This window comes from Enterobacter sp. 22452 (assembly GCF_052045065.1).
In the GTDB taxonomy this organism is placed as follows: domain Bacteria; phylum Pseudomonadota; class Gammaproteobacteria; order Enterobacterales; family Enterobacteriaceae; genus Enterobacter; species Enterobacter mori.
Window position 1 is genome coordinate 190,323 of the sequence record NZ_JBQEOB010000001.1, and the last position, 17,647, is coordinate 207,969.

The following is a 17,647-nucleotide window of genomic DNA, read 5'->3' on the forward strand; positions in this document are numbered from 1 at the left end:
TGACTCCTGTAAATTCACTGACATATGGCACGAAAAACCAAACAACAAGCGCTGGAAACCCGACAACACATTCTGGATGTGGCGATTCGTTTGTTCTCTCAGCAGGGTGTGTCATCAACCTCGCTGGCGCAGATTGCTCAGGCCGCGGGCGTCACGCGGGGAGCGATTTACTGGCATTTTAAAGACAAGTCAGATCTGTTTGGTGAAATCTGGGAGCTTTCAGAATCCAACATTAGCGATCTAGAGACTGAGTATCGGGCAAAATTCCCCGACGATCCACTCTCAGTATTAAGAGAAATTCTAGTATATATCCTTGAAGCAACGGTAGTTGAAGAACGTCGCAGGCTAATGATGGAAATTATTTTTCATAAATGCGAGTTCGTGGGCGAAATGGCGGTCGTCCAGCAGGCGCAGCGTAGCCTGTGTCTGGAGAGTTATGACCGTATCGAACAGACGCTAACGCAATGTATTCAGGCAAAAACGTTACCGGCCAACCTGCTGACGCGACGCGCCGCCATCCTGTTACGTAGCTATGTCTCCGGGCTGATGGAGAACTGGCTATTTGCGCCACAATCTTTTGATCTTAAAAACGAAGCTCGTAGCTACGTCGCCATTTTGCTGGAGATGTTGCAATTTTGCCCGACGCTGCGTGACGAAACCCACTCCGTTCCTGCCTGACCGACGCCAGGATTTATCCTGGAGGTTCATGTTCTTGCTATTCTGCTTTCAGCGGGCGTGATATTCTTCACGCCGGACTATTTTCGGTCATTTCTCACATCATACTCACGACTATGCTGCACACCAAACGCTCGCAACATCCTGTTCTTGCATTATTTTTTGCTATGCTGTTTTTCCTGGCTTCCGCGCCGCTTTCGTTTGCTCGCGCAGATAACGCCAGCGATATCCCTTCGCGTGCCGATGTTCAGGCGCAGCTGGATACGCTGAATAAACAAAAAGAGCTGTCGCCTCAGGAGAAACTCGTCCAACAGGATCTGACGGAAACGCTGGAAACGCTGGATAAAATTGAACGCGTAAAAGCAGAAACGGCTCAGCTTCGCCAGAAGGTCGCGCAGGCCCCGGACAACATGCGCAAGGCGACCGAGGCGCTGAGCGCGCTGAGCGACGTCGATAACGATGACGAAACCCGCAAAACGCTTGCGACGCTCTCGCTGCGTCAGCTGGAGTCGCGTGTGGCGCAGTTGCTGGACGATCTCCAGACCGCGCAGTCCGATCTCGCCACCTATAACAGCCAGCTTGTCTCGCTGCAAACGCAGCCTGAGCGCGTGCAAAACGCAATGTACACCGCGTCTCAGCAGCTTCAGCAGATCCGCAACCGCCTGAATGGGACGGCTGTGGGAGATGGCGCGTTACGCGCTACGCAGCAAACGTTGTTGTTGATTCAGCAAACGTTGCTTAATGCGGAAATTGAACAGCAGCGCAAGAGCCTTGAAGGCAATACGGTGCTGCAGGATACGCTGCAAAAACAGCGTGATTACGTCACCGCCAACATTAATCGTCTTGAGCACCAGCTCCAGCTGCTGCAGGAGGCGGTAAACAGTAAACGCCTGACGCTGACGGAAAAAACCGCTCAGGAAGCCGTATCGCCAGACGAAACCGCCCGCATTCAGGCCAACCCGCTGGTGAAGCAGGAGCTCGAGCTTAACCATCAGTTAAGTGAGCGTCTGATTCAGGCCACCGAAAGCGGTAACTCGCTGGTGCAGCAGAATATTAAAGTTAAAAACTGGCTGGATCGCGCGCTGCAGGCGGAACGTAACATTAAAGAGCAGATTGCGGTTCTGAAAGGGAGCCTTCTGCTGTCGCGAATTTTGTACCAGCAACAGCAGACGCTGCCGTCCGCCGACGAGCTGGAGGACATGACCAACCGCATTGCGGATTTACGTCTGGAGCAGTTTGACATCAACCAGCAGCGCGATGCGCTTTTCCAGAGCGATAACTTTGTCGCGAAAGTGGAAGAGGGCCATTCCAGCGAGGTGAACCCGGAGGTTCACGACGCGTTGCTGCAGGTCGTCGATATGCGTCGCGAGCTGCTCGACCAGCTCAACAAACAGCTGGGCAATCAGCTGATGATGGCCATTAACCTGCAGATCAACCAGCAGCAGCTGGTGAGCGTCTCGAAAAGCCTGCAGGAGATTTTGACCCAGCAGATTTTCTGGGTGAACAGCAACAAGCCGATGGACTGGGACTGGGTCAAATCCTTCCCTGAGACGCTGAAATCGCAAATCAAGAGCATGAAAATCACCGTCAACTGGGAAAAGGCCTGGCCTGCGGTGATGATTGCCTTCCTCGCAGGCCTGCCGCTGTTGCTGATTGCGGGCCTGATCCGCTGGCGTTTGAAATGGCTGAAACAGTATCAGGCCAGGCTGGCGTCGGAAGTGGGACAACTGCGTAACGACAGCCAGCTGCACACGCCGAAAGCGATCCTGATTGACCTGATCCGCGCGCTGCCGGTCTGCCTGCTGATTCTGGCCGCGGGGCTGATTCTGCTCACGATGCAGCTCAACATCAGCGACCTGCTCTGGGCATTCAGCAAAAAGCTGGCGCTGTTCTGGCTGGTGTTTGGTCTCTGTTGGAAAGTGCTGGAAAAAGACGGGGTGGCGGTGCGCCACTTCAACATGCCTGAACAACTTACCAGCCACTGGCGTCGCCAGATTGTGCGCATCAGCCTCGCGCTGCTGCCGCTGCACTTCTGGTCTGTCGTGTCTGAACTCTCACCGCTGCATTTGATGGACGACGTGCTGGGGCAGCTGGTTATTCTGCTGAACCTGCTGCTGATTGCCGTTCTGATGTGGCCGATGTGCCGCGACAGCTGGCGTGATAAAGAGTCCCACAACCTTCGTCTGGCGACCGTAACGGTGCTGGCGATCATTCCGCTGGCGCTGATGGTGCTGACGGCAACGGGCTACTTCTATACCACGCTGCGCCTGTCAGGCCGCTGGATCGAAACGGTTTATCTGGTGATTGTCTGGAATCTGCTGTTCCAGACCGTGCTGCGCGGGTTGAGCGTGGCGGCGCGACGTATCGCCTATCGCCGCGCGATTGCGCGCCGTCAGCATCAGGTGAAAGAGGGGGCAGAAGGCGCGGAGCCGCAGGAAGAGCCAACCATCGCGCTGGAGCAGGTCAACCAGCAAACCATGCGTATCACGATGCTGGTGATGGTGGCGCTGTTTGGGGTGATGTTCTGGGCCATCTGGTCTGATTTAATCACCGTCTTTGCGTACCTCGACAGCGTCAAGCTCTGGCAGTACAGCGGCACCGAGGCAGGTGTGACGGTGATGAAAAGCGTGACCATGGGCAGCCTGCTCTTTGCGCTGGTGTCGCTGGTGGTCGCCTGGGCGCTTATCCGCAACCTGCCGGGCCTGCTGGAAGTGCTGGTTCTGTCCCGCCTGAACCTGCGTCAGGGGGCGTCTTACGCCATCACCACTATCCTGAACTACGTGATCATTATCGCGGGTGCGATGACGGTCTTTGGTTCGCTGGGTGTTTCATGGGACAAACTGCAGTGGCTGGCGGCAGCGCTCTCGGTCGGTCTTGGTTTCGGCCTGCAGGAGATCTTCGGGAACTTCGTATCCGGCCTGATCATCCTGTTCGAACGTCCGGTGCGTATCGGCGATACCGTCACCATCGGCACCTTCTCCGGCACCGTCAGCAAGATCCGTATCCGTGCGACCACCATTACCGACTTTGACCGTAAAGAGGTGATCATCCCGAACAAAGCGTTCGTGACCGAGCGCCTGATCAACTGGTCGCTCTCCGATACGACCACTCGCGTGGTGATCCGCCTCGGCGTGGCCTACGGTTCCGATCTGGACAAGGTGAAAGAGGTGCTGTTAAAGGCGGCGTCTGAACATCCGAAAGTCATGCACGACCCGGCTCCTGCGGTGTTCTTCACCACTTTCGGTCCGAGTACGCTGGATCACGAGCTGCGCCTGTACGTGCGTGAGCTGCGCGATCGCAGCTACACCGTCGACGAACTGAACCGCGCGATCGACCGCCTGTGCCGTGAAAATGACATTAACATCGCCTTCAACCAGCTTGAGGTTCACCTGCGTAACGAAAAAGGTGAAGAGCATACGGAAGTGAAGCGCGAGATTAAGGGTGACGATCCGACTCCGGCATAATCTATTTTCCCTCTCCCTGTGGGAGAGGGTTAGGGTGAGGGCAACAGGCCTTCACCTTTCCTTCAAAATCCCGCCGCACAATCTCCAGCGCTTTCAGCACCGTCTCCGCCGGGATCTCATGATTCTCCAGCAGCATAATCAAATCGACGGCCAGCTTGACCTCGTCGGGTGCATTTTCCAGTGACATCTTTGTGGCTCCTGTTAACGGGTCAAACGTTCAATGACGCGCTCGATCTCATCCAGCGCCTGTCGGCAGCGGGCAATACGGCCTTCGAGGGCGCTTATCTCGCGCATCAATAGCTGCTGCTCTTCCAGCGTTTCGCTGTTGTTCAGTCGGGCTTCGCGTTCGCGTTTCATCTCAAACAGCCGGCGTTCAAACTCCTGGTTCTCCAGCCGCTTGCGCTGCCATTTACCGAGTCCCGGCGAGGCGCTGTCCCAGGCGCGCAGCGGCCAGGCGGCGATTTCGCGATGTAAAGCAGTAATCTGCTCGGCGAGATGCTCCGCCAGCCAGGCCACCTGTTCCTGCTGTTCGTTCTCTACCGCATGGCGCAACTCATCAAGATTCGTTTGCGCCTCCGCAAGATAATCCTGAATTAACGTGCTGCGGGTACGAAAAAGCTGTCGGTCAAAGCGCGGCTTCAGCGTGGCGTGTCCCATCAGCGGCGTGGCCTGCGCGCGCAAGGCGATCAGTTGATTTTGTAGCGTCTCAAGAAGCAAGGCTGTTTTCAAAACGCTCTCCAGTGGTAAAGTAGCCGTTCAGTTTGATAACGATTCGCATTATGCAGCGTACTATTTTAATCATCATTGGCTGGCTCGCGGTAGTACTGGGCACGCTGGGCGTTGTTTTACCCCTATTACCGACCACGCCGTTTATTCTGCTGGCGGCCTGGTGCTTCGCCCGTTCATCGCCGCGCTTTCACCACTGGCTGCTCTACCGCTCATGGTTTGGCGGCTATCTGCGGTACTGGCAAAAACACCGGGCCATGCCGCCCGGCGCGAAGCCGCGCGCGATCGCGGTGATCCTCATCACCTTCGCCATTTCATTATGGCTGGTGAAAATGATGTGGGTACGCATTCTGCTGCTGGCGATCCTGACCTGTCTGCTTATCTTTATGTGGCGGATCCCCGTGGTTGATGAAAAGCAACAAAAGCACTGAAGCCTCATCATGGCTGTTGCAATTATTGCGTACAGCCAGTAAATTCGACCGTTTTCGAGCACAGGTGCGCTTGGTTAAAGGTTAAGCAATTGTTACCTTTACCGACTCGTTGCGCGCCGTGAGTAACACTGTTTCACTTAGGCACAAACCGATGACCGCAACTGCACAGCAGCTTGAATTTCTGAAAAACAGCATCAAAAGCATCCAGGACTATCCAAAGCCTGGCATTCTTTTCCGTGATGTCACCAGCTTGCTGGAAGACCCGAAAGCGTACGCGCTCAGCATTGAACTGCTGGTGGAGCGTTATAAAAACGCAGGGATCACCAAAGTAGTAGGTACCGAAGCCCGTGGCTTCCTGTTTGGCGCACCGGTTGCGCTGGCAATGGGCGTGGGTTTTGTGCCGGTGCGTAAGCCGCGCAAGCTGCCGCGTGAAACCATTGCTGAGAGCTACGAGCTGGAGTACGGCACCGATCAGCTGGAAATCCACGTGGATGCCATCAAGCCAGGCGACAAAGTGCTGGTGGTGGACGATCTGCTGGCAACCGGCGGCACCATCGAAGCGACCGTGAAGCTGATCCGCCGTCTGGGTGGAGAAGTGACCGACGCGGCATTCATCATCAACCTGTTCGATCTGGGCGGCGAACAGCGCCTGGAAAAACAAGGTATTACCAGCTACAGCCTGGTGCCATTCCCGGGTCATTAATCCCGTTCCTCACAACCTCGCTCAATGAGTGAGGTTGTGATAGCATTCCCCTCCATAAATTCACCTTCCAGCGTTGCAGAGCCTGCCCATGAGTTATCAGGTGTTAGCCCGTAAATGGCGACCACAAACCTTTGCTGACGTTGTCGGTCAGGAACATGTGCTGACGGCCCTGGCGAACGGCTTGTCGCTAGGTCGCATCCATCACGCCTATCTTTTTTCCGGCACCCGCGGCGTCGGTAAGACATCTATTGCCCGTCTGCTGGCGAAAGGTCTCAACTGTGAAACCGGGATCACCGCCACCCCGTGCGGCGTGTGCGATAACTGCAGGGAAATCGAGCAGGGGCGTTTTGTCGATCTGATTGAGATTGACGCCGCCTCGCGCACCAAAGTGGAAGACACCCGCGATCTGCTCGATAACGTGCAGTACGCCCCGGCGCGCGGTCGCTTCAAGGTCTACCTGATCGATGAAGTGCACATGCTGTCGCGCCACAGCTTCAACGCCCTGCTGAAAACGCTGGAAGAGCCGCCCGCGCACGTGAAGTTCCTGCTGGCGACCACCGATCCGCAAAAGTTGCCGGTTACCATTCTGTCGCGCTGCCTGCAGTTCCACCTGAAGGCGCTGGACGTTGAGCAGATCCGCGCGCAGCTTGAACACATTCTCGATGAAGAGAAAATTGTCCACGAACCGCGCGCCCTGCAACTGCTGGCCCGCGCGGCGGACGGTAGCCTGCGTGATGCGTTAAGCCTGACCGATCAGGCGATTGCCAGCGGTGACGGCAAGCTCTCGACCGACGCGGTCAGCACCATGCTCGGTACGCTGGATGACGATCAGGCGCTCTCGCTTATCGAAGCGATGATTGCCGCCAACGGCGAACGCGTGATGTCGCTGGTAAACGCGGCTGCCGCCCGAGGCGTGGAGTGGGAAGGTCTGCTGGTTGAAATGCTCAGCCTGCTGCACCGCGTGGCGATGCTGCAGCTCTCTCCATCGGCAATCGGCGCGGATATGGCCGCCATTGAGCAGCGGATGCGTGAACTCGCCCGCACCGTGCCGCCTGCCGACGTTCAGCTTTACTACCAGACGCTGCTAATTGGCCGCAAAGAGCTGCCGTTCGCGCCGGATCGCCGGATGGGCGTTGAAATGACGCTGCTGCGCGCGCTGGCGTTCCAGCCGCGCATGCCATTGCCGGAGCCGGAAGTGCCGCGAGAGTCCTTCGCGCCGGTCGCCCCGACCGCGGTGATGTCGCCGCAGCAGGTGCCGCCGCAGCCGACACAAAACGTGCCGCTGTCGGATGCCACCAGTTCGGTACTTGCCGCACGCAGTCAGTTGCAGCGTGCGCAGGGAGTAACCAAACCAAAAAAGAGTGAACCGGCAGCGCCAGCAAGAGCGCGGCCGGTGAACAACGCCGCGCTTGAACGACTGGCCTCGGTAACGGAGCGCGTTCAGTCGCGTCCGGCACCGTCCGCGCTCGAGCAGAAAGCCCCGGCGAAAGAAGAGGCTTACCGCTGGAAGGCGACCACCATCACCGAAACGGTGAAGGAAGAGGTCGCCACGCCAAAAGCGCTGAAGAAAGCGCTGGAGCATGAGAAAACCCCGGAGCTTGCCGCGAAGCTCGCCGAAGAGTCAATCGAGCGGGACGCCTGGGCCGCTGAGGTCAGCAAACTGCAGCTGCCGAAGCTGGTAGAGCAGGTCGCGCTCAACGCCTGGAAAGAGCAAGAGGGCAACCAGGTGCGTCTGCACCTGCGTCCGGGCCAGCGACATCTGAATTCCCCTGGTGCGCAAAAGGCGCTGGCGGAGGCGCTCACCGCATTGCAGGGTGCGCCGGTTGAATTGACTATCATTGAAGATGATAATCCCGCAGTGCGAACGCCGCTGGAGTGGCGCCAGGCCATTTATGAAGAGAAGCTCGCGCAGGCGCGCGAGTCAATTATCGCGGATAACAACATTCAGACCCTGCGCCGGTTCTTCGACGCCGATCTGGATGAAGAGAGTATTCGCCCCATTTGATCGTGAGTCTGACTTACGGTTGTAATCCTTAAACGTGAAAGAGAGAGAAGCCTATGTTCGGTGGAAAAGGCGGTCTGGGTGGCCTGATGAAGCAGGCTCAGCAGATGCAGGAAAAAATGCAGAAGATGCAGGAAGAGATCGCTCAGCTGGAAGTCACGGGTGAATCCGGTGCCGGTCTGGTAAAAGTGACCATCAACGGTGCGCACAACTGCCGCCGCGTGGAAATCGACCCAAGCCTGCTCGAAGACGACAAAGATATGCTGGAAGATCTGGTTGCCGCCGCGTTTAACGATGCCGCGCGCCGTATCGACGAAACCCAGAAAGAGAAAATGGCCTCTGTTTCCAGCGGTATGCAACTGCCGCCGGGCTTCAAGATGCCATTCTGATGCAAACCAGTCCGCTGCTCACGCAGTTAATGGAAGCACTGCGCTGCCTGCCGGGCGTTGGCCCGAAGTCGGCGCAGCGCATGGCGTTCACGCTTTTGCAGCGCGACCGCAGCGGCGGGATGCGCCTGGCGCAGGCTCTGACCCGCGCCATGTCAGAAATTGGTCACTGTGCGGATTGTCGCACCTTTACCGAGCAGGACGTGTGTAACATCTGTACGAACCCGCGTCGTCAGGAAAACGGTCAGATTTGCGTGGTGGAGAGTCCGGCGGACATCTACGCCATCGAACAAACCGGGCAGTTTTCTGGTCGCTACTTCGTGCTGATGGGGCATCTCTCCCCGCTTGACGGTATTGGCCCGGATGATATCGGTCTCGACCGCCTTGAACAGCGTCTTGAGTCCGAAACCATCAAAGAGGTGATCCTCGCCACCAACCCGACGGTGGAAGGGGAGGCAACCGCTAACTACATCGCCGAACTGTGCTCGCAGTACGGCGTTGACGCCAGCCGCATCGCCCACGGCGTGCCGGTGGGTGGCGAGCTGGAAATGGTCGACGGCACCACGCTGTCGCACTCTCTGGCCGGGCGTCACAAGATTATTTTCTGACCAAACGGAGGCTGCGCGCGTGGCCTCCGCTTGAAATTTTCCTCCCTTATCCCCATCTCTCACTCAACGTTTTACAACCCCATTAAATGGCATTGTTGAGGTCGACTTAGATGAAAGGACAAGAAACCCGTGGTTTCCAGTCAGAAGTAAAACAGCTTCTGCACCTGATGATCCATTCCCTGTATTCCAACAAAGAAATCTTCCTGCGTGAGCTGATTTCCAACGCATCCGATGCGGCGGACAAGCTGCGCTTCCGCGCGCTGTCCAACCCGGACCTGTACGAAGGCGACGGCGAGCTGCGCGTGCGCGTCTCTTTCAATAAAGAGAACCGCACCCTGACCATTGCCGATAACGGCATCGGGATGAATCGCGACGAGGTGATCGACCATCTCGGCACCATTGCCAAATCCGGCACCAAAGCGTTCCTCGAGTCCATGGGCTCTGACCAGGCGAAAGACAGCCAGCTGATCGGCCAGTTCGGTGTGGGCTTCTACTCGGCGTTTATCGTTGCCGACAAAGTCACCGTGCGCACCCGCGCGGCAGGCGAAAGCGCAGAAAATGGTGTGTTCTGGGAATCCAAAGGGGAAGGCGAATACACCGTTGATGACATCACCAAAGCGGATCGCGGCACCGAAATCACCCTCCACCTGCGTGAAGGCGAAGACGATTTCCTGAACGACTGGCGTGTACGCTCCATCATCAGCAAATATTCCGACCACATCGCGCTGCCGGTTGAGATTGAGAAACAGGAAGAGCAGGACGGTGAAACCGTTGTCTCCTGGGAGAAGATCAACAAGGCGCAGGCGCTGTGGACGCGCAACAAGTCTGAAATTAAAGACGACGAGTACAACGAGTTCTACAAGCACATCGCTCACGACTTTACCGACCCGCTGACCTGGAGCCACAACCGCGTGGAAGGTAAGCAGGAGTACACCAGCCTGCTGTACATTCCGGCGCAGGCACCGTGGGACATGTGGAACCGCGATCACAAGCACGGCCTGAAGCTCTACGTGCAGCGCGTGTTCATCATGGACGACGCCGAGCAGTTCATGCCGAACTACCTGCGCTTTACGCGCGGCCTGATTGACTCCAACGATCTGCCGCTGAACGTCTCCCGTGAAATCCTGCAGGACAGCACCGTCACCCGCAACCTGCGTAACGCGCTGACCAAACGTACGCTGCAGATGCTGGAAAAACTGGCGAAAGACGATGCGGAAAAATATCAGACCTTCTGGAAACAGTTCGGTCTGGTGCTGAAAGAAGGCCCGGCGGAAGACACCGCGAACGTCGAAACGATCGCCAAACTGCTGCGCTTCGCCTCTACGCATACCGACTCCTCCGCACAGACCGTGTCGCTGGAAGAGTACGTCTCCCGCATGAAAGAAGGGCAGGAGAAGATCTACTACATCACCGCCGACAGCTACGCAGCGGCGAAGAGCAGCCCGCACCTGGAGCTGCTGCGCAAGAAAGGCATCGAAGTGCTGCTGCTTTCTGACCGCATCGACGAGTGGATGATGAACTACCTGACCGAGTTCGACGGTAAATCCTTCCAGTCCGTGGCCAAAGCCGACGAGTCCATCGACAAGCTGGCGGATGAAGTGGACGAAAGTGCGAAAGAAGCCGAGAAGGCGCTGGAGCCGTTCGTTGAGCGCGTGAAAACGCTGCTGGGCGATCGCGTGAAAGAGGTGCGCTTCACGCACCGTCTGACTGATACTCCGGCGATTGTTACCACCGATGCCGACGAAATGGGCACCCAGATGGCGAAGCTGTTCGCTGCGGCGGGCCAGGCGATGCCGGAAGTGAAATATATCTTTGAGCTTAATCCGGATCACCCGCTGGTGAAACGCGCGGCAGACACCCAGGACGACGCCCGCTTTGCCGAGTGGGTTGAACTGCTGCTGGATCAGTCCCTGCTGGCCGAGCGCGGCACGCTGGAAGATCCTAACCTGTTCATTAAACGTGTGAATGCGCTGCTGCTGGCGTAATTAAACACCTACCCCTCACCCTGCCCTCTCCCCAAAGGGGAGAGGGTGTTCAAGTTCCCTCTCCCCTTTGGGGAGAGGGCTAGGGTGAGGGGGAATCAATCGCACGAACCCAAATAATCTCCCCCCGTTAACCGTTTCAGCCTTCCCGCCTTCCTTGAGCCACGCCCGTTCTGGTGGTATTGTTTAGCGCTTTTGAAAAATTGAAACGACATTTGAGGGGATTTTCGCAATGCGTATTATTCTGCTTGGCGCTCCGGGCGCGGGTAAAGGAACTCAGGCTCAGTTCATCATGGAGAAATACGGTATTCCGCAAATCTCCACCGGTGACATGCTGCGCGCCGCTGTTAAATCTGGCTCCGAGCTGGGTAAACAAGCGAAAGACATCATGGACGCAGGCAAGCTGGTGACCGACGAGCTGGTTATTGCTCTGGTCAAAGAGCGCATTGCTCAGGAAGACTGCCGTAACGGTTTCCTGCTGGACGGCTTCCCACGCACCATTCCTCAGGCTGACGCCATGAAGGAAGCGGGCATCAATGTAGACTACGTTCTGGAGTTCGACGTACCGGACGAGCTGATCGTTGACCGTATCGTTGGCCGTCGCGTACACGCTGCTTCTGGCCGCGTTTACCACATCAAATTCAACCCACCTAAGGTTGAAGGCAAAGACGACGTGACCGGCGAAGAGCTGACCACCCGTAAAGACGATCAGGAAGAGACCGTGCGTAAACGCCTGGTGGAATACCATCAGATGACTGCACCGCTGATCGGCTACTACACCAAAGAAGCGCAGGCGGGTAACACCCAATACGCCAAAGTCGACGGTACCAAAGCCGTGGCTGACGTACGTGCAGAGCTGGAAAAAATCCTCGGCTAATTGCCTGTCTCTCACCCGGATCCCCGGGTGAGAAAAATTCTCATCTCACCTATTACAGCAATGGGTTTCGTTTAAACGCATTTCCGCTACAATTGACAACCTATCAAATGGTTAAGAGGCGTGAATGAGTCAGGCGAAAACCGGCATCCTGCTTGCCAATCTGGGCACCCCAGAAGCACCCACTCCAGCAGCGGTAAAACGCTATCTGCGACAGTTTTTAAGCGACACGCGCGTCGTGGATACCCCAAGATTGCTGTGGTGGCCCCTGCTGCGTGGCGTCATTCTGCCGATTCGTTCTCCGCGCGTGGCAAAGCTTTATCAGTCCGTCTGGATGGAAGAGGGCTCGCCGCTGATGGTGTACAGCCGCCGTCAGGAGAAAGCGCTGGCCGCCCGCCTGCCGGATATGCCCGTCGCGCTCGGCATGAGCTATGGAACACCTTCGCTGGAAAGCGCAGTGGAAAACCTGCTCGCGCAGGGCGTTGACCATATCGTCGTGCTGGCGCTCTATCCACAGTATTCATGTTCGACGGTAGCTGCCGTCTGGGACGAGCTGGCGCGCATTCTGAAGACGCGTCGTCGCATTCCTGCGGTGACCTTTATTCGCGACTACGCGGATAACGATCTGTACATCAAGGCGCTTGCCAGCAGCGCGCGCGCGTCGTTTGAAAAGCACGGCGAGCCGGATCTGCTGCTGCTTTCCTATCACGGCATTCCGCAGCGTTTCGCCAATGAAGGGGATGATTATCCGCAGCGCTGCCGCGATACCACCCGCGAGCTGGTCTCCGCCCTTGGCCTGCCGCCGGAGAAGGTGATGATGACCTTCCAGTCGCGCTTCGGCCGCGAGCCGTGGCTGACGCCGTACACCGATGAAACCCTCAAAATGCTGGGCGAGAAGGGCGTGAAGCACATTCAGGTGATGTCGCCGGGCTTCTCGGCCGACTGTCTGGAAACGCTGGAGGAGATTGCGGTACAAAACCGGGAATTTTTCCTTGAAGCTGGCGGTGTGAAGTACGAGTACATTCCGGCACTTAACGACTCTCCTGAGCATATCGACATGATGGTCTCGCTGGTGACGAACAGCCGCTGATCGCGCTTGAGGCCGGGTTTGTGCTACCATTCCCGGCTTCTATTCCTTGCACAGTTCAGACCATGAAATTTCCCGGTAAACGTAAATCAAAACACTACTTCCCCGTTAACGCTCGCGATCCGCTCCTGCAGCAAATCCAGCCTGAAAATGAAACCAGCGCCGCATGGGTGGTGGGTATCGATCAGACGCTGGTGGATATTGAAGCCAAAGTGGATGATGCGTTTGTTGCGCGTTACGGTCTGAGCGCCGGGCATTCGCTGGTGATCGAGGACGACGTTGCCGAAGCGTTGTACCAGGAGCTGGTGCGTGAAAATCTGATCACCCATCAGTTTGCCGGTGGCACCATTGGCAACACCATGCACAACTACTCCGTGCTGGCGGACGACCGTTCGGTGCTGCTCGGCGTGATGTGCAGCAATATCGAAATCGGCGGCTACGCCTATCGCTACCTGTGCAACACCTCCAGCCGTACCGACCTGAACTATTTGCAGGGCGTAGACGGCCCGATTGGCCGCTGCTTTACCCTCATTGGTGAGTCCGGCGAGCGTACCTTTGCCATCAGCCCTGGCCACATGAACAAGCTGCGCGCAGAGAGTATTCCTGAAGAGGTCATTGCGGGCGCCTCTGCGCTGGTGCTCACGTCGTATCTGGTGCGCTGCAAGCCGGGCGAGCCGATGCCGGACGCGACCATGAAGGCGATCGAGTACGCGAAGAAGTACGATGTCCCGGTCGTCCTGACGCTGGGGACCAAATTCGTTATCGCCGACAACCCAGAGTGGTGGCAGGCCTTCCTGAAAGAACACGTTTCGATTCTGGCGATGAACGAAGAAGAGGCCGAAGCGCTGACCGGCGAAAGCGATCCGCTGCTGGCGTCTGACAAAGCGCTGGACTGGGTAGATCTGGTGCTCTGCACCGCCGGACCTGTCGGGCTGTACATGGCGGGCTTCACGGAAGAAGAGAGCAAACGCAAAACCCAGCATCCGCTGCTGCCTGGCGCGATTGCCGAATTCAACCAGTTCGAATTCAGCCGCGGTATGCGCCATAAAGACTGCACCAACCCGCTGCGTATCTACTCCCACATCGCGCCGTACATGGGCGGGCCAGAGAAGATCATGAACACCAACGGCGCGGGCGATGGCGCGCTGGCCGCGCTGCTGCACGACATCACCGCTAACGCTTACCACAAAACCAACGTGCCGAACTCCAGCAAGCATAAGTTTAGCTGGCTGACCTATTCGTCGCTGGCGCAGGTGTGTAAATACGCGAACCGCGTGAGCTATCAGGTGCTGAATCAGCACTCCCCACGCTTAACGCGTGGCCTCCCGGAACGGGAAGACAGCCTCGAAGAGGCGTATTGGGATCGGTAAAAGCAAAACGGCAACCAGGTTGCCGTTTTTAGTGTTTATTCCCTCTCCCTGTGGGAGAGGGCCAGGGTGAGGGCATCAGGCCGCACAAGGTAAAAGCAAAACGGCAACCAGGTTGCCGTTTTTAGTGTTTATTCCCTCTCCTTGTGGGAGAGGGCTAGGGTGAGGGCATCAGGCCGCACAACACTCAGCCCGTAACAGCCTCTTCAACCGGCGCTTTCTCAAGCAGCGTCAGCATCGTGTTCGCAATCTCACGCTCACCCATGACGACCTTATTCGCGCCGCGCTCGGTGATGTATTCCACCTCATCGTCATAATGTGCGCGGGCAATAATCTCGATAGTCGGACACTTCGCGCGCGCGGACGCGACAATCTCACCTGCCTCGTAGCCGTTCGGAATGGTCAGCAGCAGCCAGCGGGCGCAGTCCAGATGCGCCAGATTCATGATCTCTTCGTTTGCCGCATTACCCAGCACCGCGCGAATGCCGCGCTCGCGCAGTTCGTCAACGCGTGTGCGTGAGGTTTCAATCACCACCAGCGGAATGCCCTGCGCCATCAGCTTCTCACCGAGCAGGCTGCCCACGCGGCCAAAGCCAACCAGCAGCGCGTGATTGCAGATATCCACCGGGATCTGCTTCTCTTCTTCGATAGCCTCTTCCAGCGTCTGCTCTTCCAGGGTTTCCGTTTTATCGAGGTATTTTTCCAGCAGGGCAAACAGCACCGGGTTCAGCATGATGGAGAGGATCGCCCCCGCCAGCACCAGATTCTGACCGGCCTGCGGGAGAAGATTAAGCGCCATGCCGAGACCGGCCAGAATAAACGCGAACTCACCAATCTGCGCCAGGCTGGCGGCAATGGTCAGCGCCGTACGCGGCGAGTGGCCAAACATCCGCACCAGGAAGAAGGCGGCAACGGACTTACCAAAGATAATGATCGCCAGCGTGCCCAGCACCGCCAGCGGCTGCTGGATCAGAACCAACGGGTCAAACAGCATCCCGACGGAGACGAAGAACAGCACGGCGAAAGCATCACGCAGCGGCAGCGTGTCGTGCGCCGCGCGGTGGCTTAATTCAGATTCGTTCAACACCATCCCGGCGAAGAACGCGCCCAGCGCAAACGAGACGTCGAACAGCTCAACGGCACCAAAGGCGATACCCAGCGCCAGAGCGAGTACCGAAAGGGTGAACAGCTCGCGGGAACCTGTCGCCGCAGTGCGGGACATGATCCACGGTACCAGACGGCGGCCCACCAGCATCATGATGGCGATAAAGGCCACAACCTTACCGATGGTGATACTCATATCCAACGCCAGCGAGGCGAAGCCGACGTTGTCTTTTTCCATCATCCCGGCGACGGCGGGCAGCAGCACCAGCGTTAACACCATCACCAGATCTTCAACGATCAGCCAGCCTATTGCGATTTGCCCGCGCTGGCTGTCTATCAGCTGTCTCTCTTCAAGCGCGCGCAGCAGCACCACGGTACTGGCGGTTGAAAGACACAGCCCAAACACGATGCCGGTCATCAGCGACCAGCCCAGTACCGCTGAAAGCGCCATTCCCAGCAGCGTCGCCACCCCTATCTGGGCGATCGCTCCCGGTATGGCGATAGACTTTACCGCCATCAGGTCCTTCAGTGAAAAATGCAGACCGACGCCAAACATCAGCAGAATCACGCCTAATTCCGCCAGTTCAGGAGCCAGTTTGGTATCCGCCACGAAACCCGGCGTAAAAGGACCCGCCAGTACACCCGCTAACAGATAGCCGACAAGAGGAGAAATACGCAGTTTATTGGCAATCATGCCAAGGATAAAAGCGAGCACAAGTCCACCAACAATGGTGGTGATAAGCGGTGTGGCGTGGTGCATTCCGTCTCCTTTCGTGGTGAGTGTTCCATTTTTGGCATGAATACCAAAAGACCAGGTAATAGTTTATGACAATTTTTACCCTTATGTTTATGAATAATTGTTGAAGTTTGAATAAAAGAGCAATAAGCGTGAAAAAAAGCCCTTTTGGACAAGTTTGATAGGGAAGGTGAGAAGAAACCCTTATGGCATAAGGGGGAAAGGTCGCCAGAGTTTAACTTTGGCGACCCATAAATTACGCTTTATGACGGTTATCAGGCAGGAATATGGTCAATATCCCCAGAAGTGGCAGGAAAGCACAGATTTTGTAGACCAGGAAGATGCTGGTGTGATCTGCAACCATGCCCAACACCGCCGCACCAAGGCCGCCCATGCCGAAGGCAAATCCGAAAAAGAGCCCGGAAACCATACCGATACGCCCCGGTAACAGCTCCTGTGCGTAGACCAGAATGGCCGAGAAGGCAGAGGCCAGAATAAAACCAATAATGACGGTCAAAATCCCCGTCCACTCCAGGCATGCGTAGGGCAAAATAAGCGTGAAGGGTGCAACACCGAGGATTGAGCCCCAAATCACATATTTACGCCCGATTTTGTCGCCTACAGGCCCGCCAATCACCGTTCCTGCTGCCACCGCAAACAGGAAGGCAAACAGGTGGAACTGCGCGTTTTGTACCGATAATCCGAATTTTTGCATCAGATAAAAGGTGTAATAGCTGCTGATGCTCGCCATATAGAAGTATTTCGAGAAAATCAGCACCAGCAGCACGCTTACGGCCAGGATAACCTTGTTACGGGGAAGGGGATTGATAACCTTTGCTACAGGTTTGCCCTTGTTCACGCGATGCTGAGCGGCATACCAGCGGCTGATTTGCGCCAGTACCACAATCGCCAGCAGCGCGGCCAGCACAAACCACGCCACGTTGCCTTTGCCGTACGGGGCGATGATCACCGCGGCCAGCAGCGGGCCGAGGGAACTGCCAAAGTTACCGCCTACCTGGAACAGGGACTGCGCCAGCCCGTGACGACCACCGGAGGCCATACGCGCCACGCGGGAGGATTCCGGATGGAAGACGGACGAGCCTGTCCCCACCAGCGCGGCGGCGATAAGCACCGCTTCAAAGCTGCCCGCCATTGCCAGCAGCACCAGCCCGCTCAAGGTAAAGCACATGCCAATGGGGAGCGACCACGGCATTGGGTATTTATCCGTCCAGTAACCGACCACCGGCTGCAGCAGCGAGGAGGCCATCTGGAAGGTGAGGGTAATCATCCCGATCTGTACGAAGGTTAACGAGAACTCGGACTGCAGCAGCGGGTAGATTGCCAGGATCAGCGACTGGATCATGTCGTTGAGCAGGTGCGAGAGACTGATTGCGCCTAAAACTTTAAAGGAAGTGCGCGATTTTGGCGGCGACGCCGGAGCGCCCGGGACGGGCTGGGTTGATTCACTGATTGCCATAAATACCACGTCGATTTGTTGTGAG

General features: G+C 56.9%; 15 protein-coding genes and 1 other annotated feature. Of the genes, 11 read left to right on the forward strand and 4 right to left on the reverse strand.

What is annotated here, in order from left to right:
- Positions 1–24 precede the first annotated feature (24 nt).
- Together acrR and mscK are read left to right on the forward strand one after the other, a co-directional pair.
- Entirely contained in the window at positions 25–678 is a 654-nt protein-coding gene (gene acrR / locus ACTJJA_RS00935; protein WP_010428179.1) for a multidrug efflux transporter transcriptional repressor AcrR, read from the forward strand.
- A gap of 113 nt (positions 679–791) precedes the next feature.
- Positions 792–4,139 (forward strand): mechanosensitive channel MscK, encoded by a 3,348-nt coding sequence (gene mscK / locus ACTJJA_RS00940; RefSeq protein WP_440665646.1) that lies wholly within the window; start codon positions 792–794, stop codon positions 4,137–4,139.
- Position 4,140: 1 nt separating this feature from the next.
- Here mscK and rsmS read toward each other — a convergent pair whose 3' ends face one another.
- The gene (gene rsmS / locus ACTJJA_RS00945) at positions 4,141–4,326 is read right to left on the reverse strand and encodes a pleiotropic regulatory protein RsmS (RefSeq protein ID WP_058841189.1); all 186 of its coding nucleotides are present in this window, start codon (positions 4,324–4,326) and stop codon (positions 4,141–4,143) included.
- 14 nt (positions 4,327–4,340) lie between these two features.
- A complete protein-coding gene (gene priC / locus ACTJJA_RS00950) occupies positions 4,341–4,868 on the reverse strand; it encodes a primosomal replication protein N'' (protein ID WP_172701377.1) in 528 nt (175 codons plus the stop codon).
- Between the two features lie 50 nt (positions 4,869–4,918).
- Here priC and ACTJJA_RS00955 point away from each other — a divergent pair, with 50 nt between their 5' ends.
- The 9 genes from ACTJJA_RS00955 (at position 4,919) to ACTJJA_RS00995 (ending at position 14,308) form a co-directional block, all read left to right on the forward strand.
- Positions 4,919–5,296 carry a DUF454 family protein gene (locus ACTJJA_RS00955; protein WP_010428184.1) on the forward strand — a complete coding sequence of 126 codons (378 nt, stop codon included), beginning with the start codon at positions 4,919–4,921 and terminating at the stop codon, positions 5,294–5,296.
- Positions 5,297–5,447: 151 nt separating this feature from the next.
- The gene (gene apt, locus ACTJJA_RS00960) at positions 5,448–5,999 is read left to right on the forward strand and encodes an adenine phosphoribosyltransferase (RefSeq protein ID WP_010428187.1); all 552 of its coding nucleotides are present in this window, start codon (positions 5,448–5,450) and stop codon (positions 5,997–5,999) included.
- A gap of 88 nt (positions 6,000–6,087) precedes the next feature.
- Positions 6,088–8,004, forward strand: coding sequence for a DNA polymerase III subunit gamma/tau (gene dnaX, locus ACTJJA_RS00965; protein ID WP_440665649.1), 1,917 nt, complete (start codon positions 6,088–6,090; stop codon positions 8,002–8,004).
- Positions 7,334–7,398: a sequence feature (DnaX frameshifting element), on the forward strand. Its footprint overlaps the gene before it by 65 nt.
- A gap of 53 nt (positions 8,005–8,057) precedes the next feature.
- Entirely contained in the window at positions 8,058–8,390 is a 333-nt protein-coding gene (locus tag ACTJJA_RS00970; protein WP_010428194.1) for a YbaB/EbfC family nucleoid-associated protein, read from the forward strand.
- Positions 8,390–8,995: a recombination mediator RecR gene (gene recR, locus ACTJJA_RS00975; RefSeq protein WP_008499298.1), complete on the forward strand. Its 606-nt coding sequence runs from the start codon at positions 8,390–8,392 to the stop codon at positions 8,993–8,995. Before ACTJJA_RS00970 ends, recR begins: the two co-directional genes overlap by 1 nt.
- 110 nt (positions 8,996–9,105) lie before the next feature.
- Entirely contained in the window at positions 9,106–10,980 is a 1,875-nt protein-coding gene (htpG, locus tag ACTJJA_RS00980) for a molecular chaperone HtpG (RefSeq protein WP_010428198.1), read from the forward strand.
- Between the two features lie 229 nt (positions 10,981–11,209).
- A complete protein-coding gene (adk, locus tag ACTJJA_RS00985; protein ID WP_010428200.1) occupies positions 11,210–11,854 on the forward strand; it encodes an adenylate kinase in 645 nt (214 codons plus the stop codon).
- A gap of 124 nt (positions 11,855–11,978) precedes the next feature.
- Positions 11,979–12,941 (forward strand): ferrochelatase, encoded by a 963-nt coding sequence (hemH, locus tag ACTJJA_RS00990; RefSeq protein ID WP_010428201.1) that lies wholly within the window; start codon positions 11,979–11,981, stop codon positions 12,939–12,941.
- A 62-nt stretch (positions 12,942–13,003) separates the two neighbouring features.
- On the forward strand, positions 13,004–14,308 hold the full coding sequence (locus ACTJJA_RS00995; protein ID WP_089598006.1) for an inosine/guanosine kinase: 1,305 nt from the start codon (positions 13,004–13,006) through the stop codon (positions 14,306–14,308).
- A gap of 184 nt (positions 14,309–14,492) precedes the next feature.
- Here ACTJJA_RS00995 and ybaL read toward each other — a convergent pair whose 3' ends face one another.
- Together ybaL and ACTJJA_RS01005 are read right to left on the reverse strand one after the other, a co-directional pair.
- The gene (ybaL, locus tag ACTJJA_RS01000; RefSeq protein WP_010428204.1) at positions 14,493–16,169 is read right to left on the reverse strand and encodes a YbaL family putative K(+) efflux transporter; all 1,677 of its coding nucleotides are present in this window, start codon (positions 16,167–16,169) and stop codon (positions 14,493–14,495) included.
- Between the two features lie 232 nt (positions 16,170–16,401).
- Positions 16,402–17,622, reverse strand: a complete 1,221-nt coding sequence (locus ACTJJA_RS01005) for an MFS transporter (RefSeq protein WP_440665653.1) — start codon at positions 17,620–17,622, stop codon at positions 16,402–16,404.
- Positions 17,623–17,647 lie beyond the last annotated feature (25 nt).

What these genes read in the sequence shown, in the direction of transcription:
- ACTJJA_RS00970 (WP_010428194.1), top strand. Translation starts at nt 8,058, where the DNA reads ATGTTCGGTGGAAAAGGCGGTCTGGGTGGCCTGATGAAGCAGGCTCAG.
- htpG (WP_010428198.1), top strand. Translation starts at nt 9,106, where the DNA reads ATGAAAGGACAAGAAACCCGTGGTTTCCAGTCAGAAGTAAAACAGCTT.
- apt (WP_010428187.1), top strand. Translation starts at nt 5,448, where the DNA reads ATGACCGCAACTGCACAGCAGCTTGAATTTCTGAAAAACAGCATCAAA.
- dnaX (WP_440665649.1), top strand. Translation starts at nt 6,088, where the DNA reads ATGAGTTATCAGGTGTTAGCCCGTAAATGGCGACCACAAACCTTTGCT.
- rsmS (WP_058841189.1), bottom strand. Translation starts at nt 4,326, where the DNA reads ATGTCACTGGAAAATGCACCCGACGAGGTCAAGCTGGCCGTCGATTTG.
- ybaL (WP_010428204.1), bottom strand. Translation starts at nt 16,169, where the DNA reads ATGCACCACGCCACACCGCTTATCACCACCATTGTTGGTGGACTTGTG.
- acrR (WP_010428179.1), top strand. Translation starts at nt 25, where the DNA reads ATGGCACGAAAAACCAAACAACAAGCGCTGGAAACCCGACAACACATT.
- ACTJJA_RS00995 (WP_089598006.1), top strand. Translation starts at nt 13,004, where the DNA reads ATGAAATTTCCCGGTAAACGTAAATCAAAACACTACTTCCCCGTTAAC.
- ACTJJA_RS00955 (WP_010428184.1), top strand. Translation starts at nt 4,919, where the DNA reads ATGCAGCGTACTATTTTAATCATCATTGGCTGGCTCGCGGTAGTACTG.
- ACTJJA_RS01005 (WP_440665653.1), bottom strand. Translation starts at nt 17,622, where the DNA reads ATGGCAATCAGTGAATCAACCCAGCCCGTCCCGGGCGCTCCGGCGTCG.
- hemH (WP_010428201.1), top strand. Translation starts at nt 11,979, where the DNA reads ATGAGTCAGGCGAAAACCGGCATCCTGCTTGCCAATCTGGGCACCCCA.
- recR (WP_008499298.1), top strand. Translation starts at nt 8,390, where the DNA reads ATGCAAACCAGTCCGCTGCTCACGCAGTTAATGGAAGCACTGCGCTGC.
- adk (WP_010428200.1), top strand. Translation starts at nt 11,210, where the DNA reads ATGCGTATTATTCTGCTTGGCGCTCCGGGCGCGGGTAAAGGAACTCAG.
- mscK (WP_440665646.1), top strand. Translation starts at nt 792, where the DNA reads ATGCTGCACACCAAACGCTCGCAACATCCTGTTCTTGCATTATTTTTT.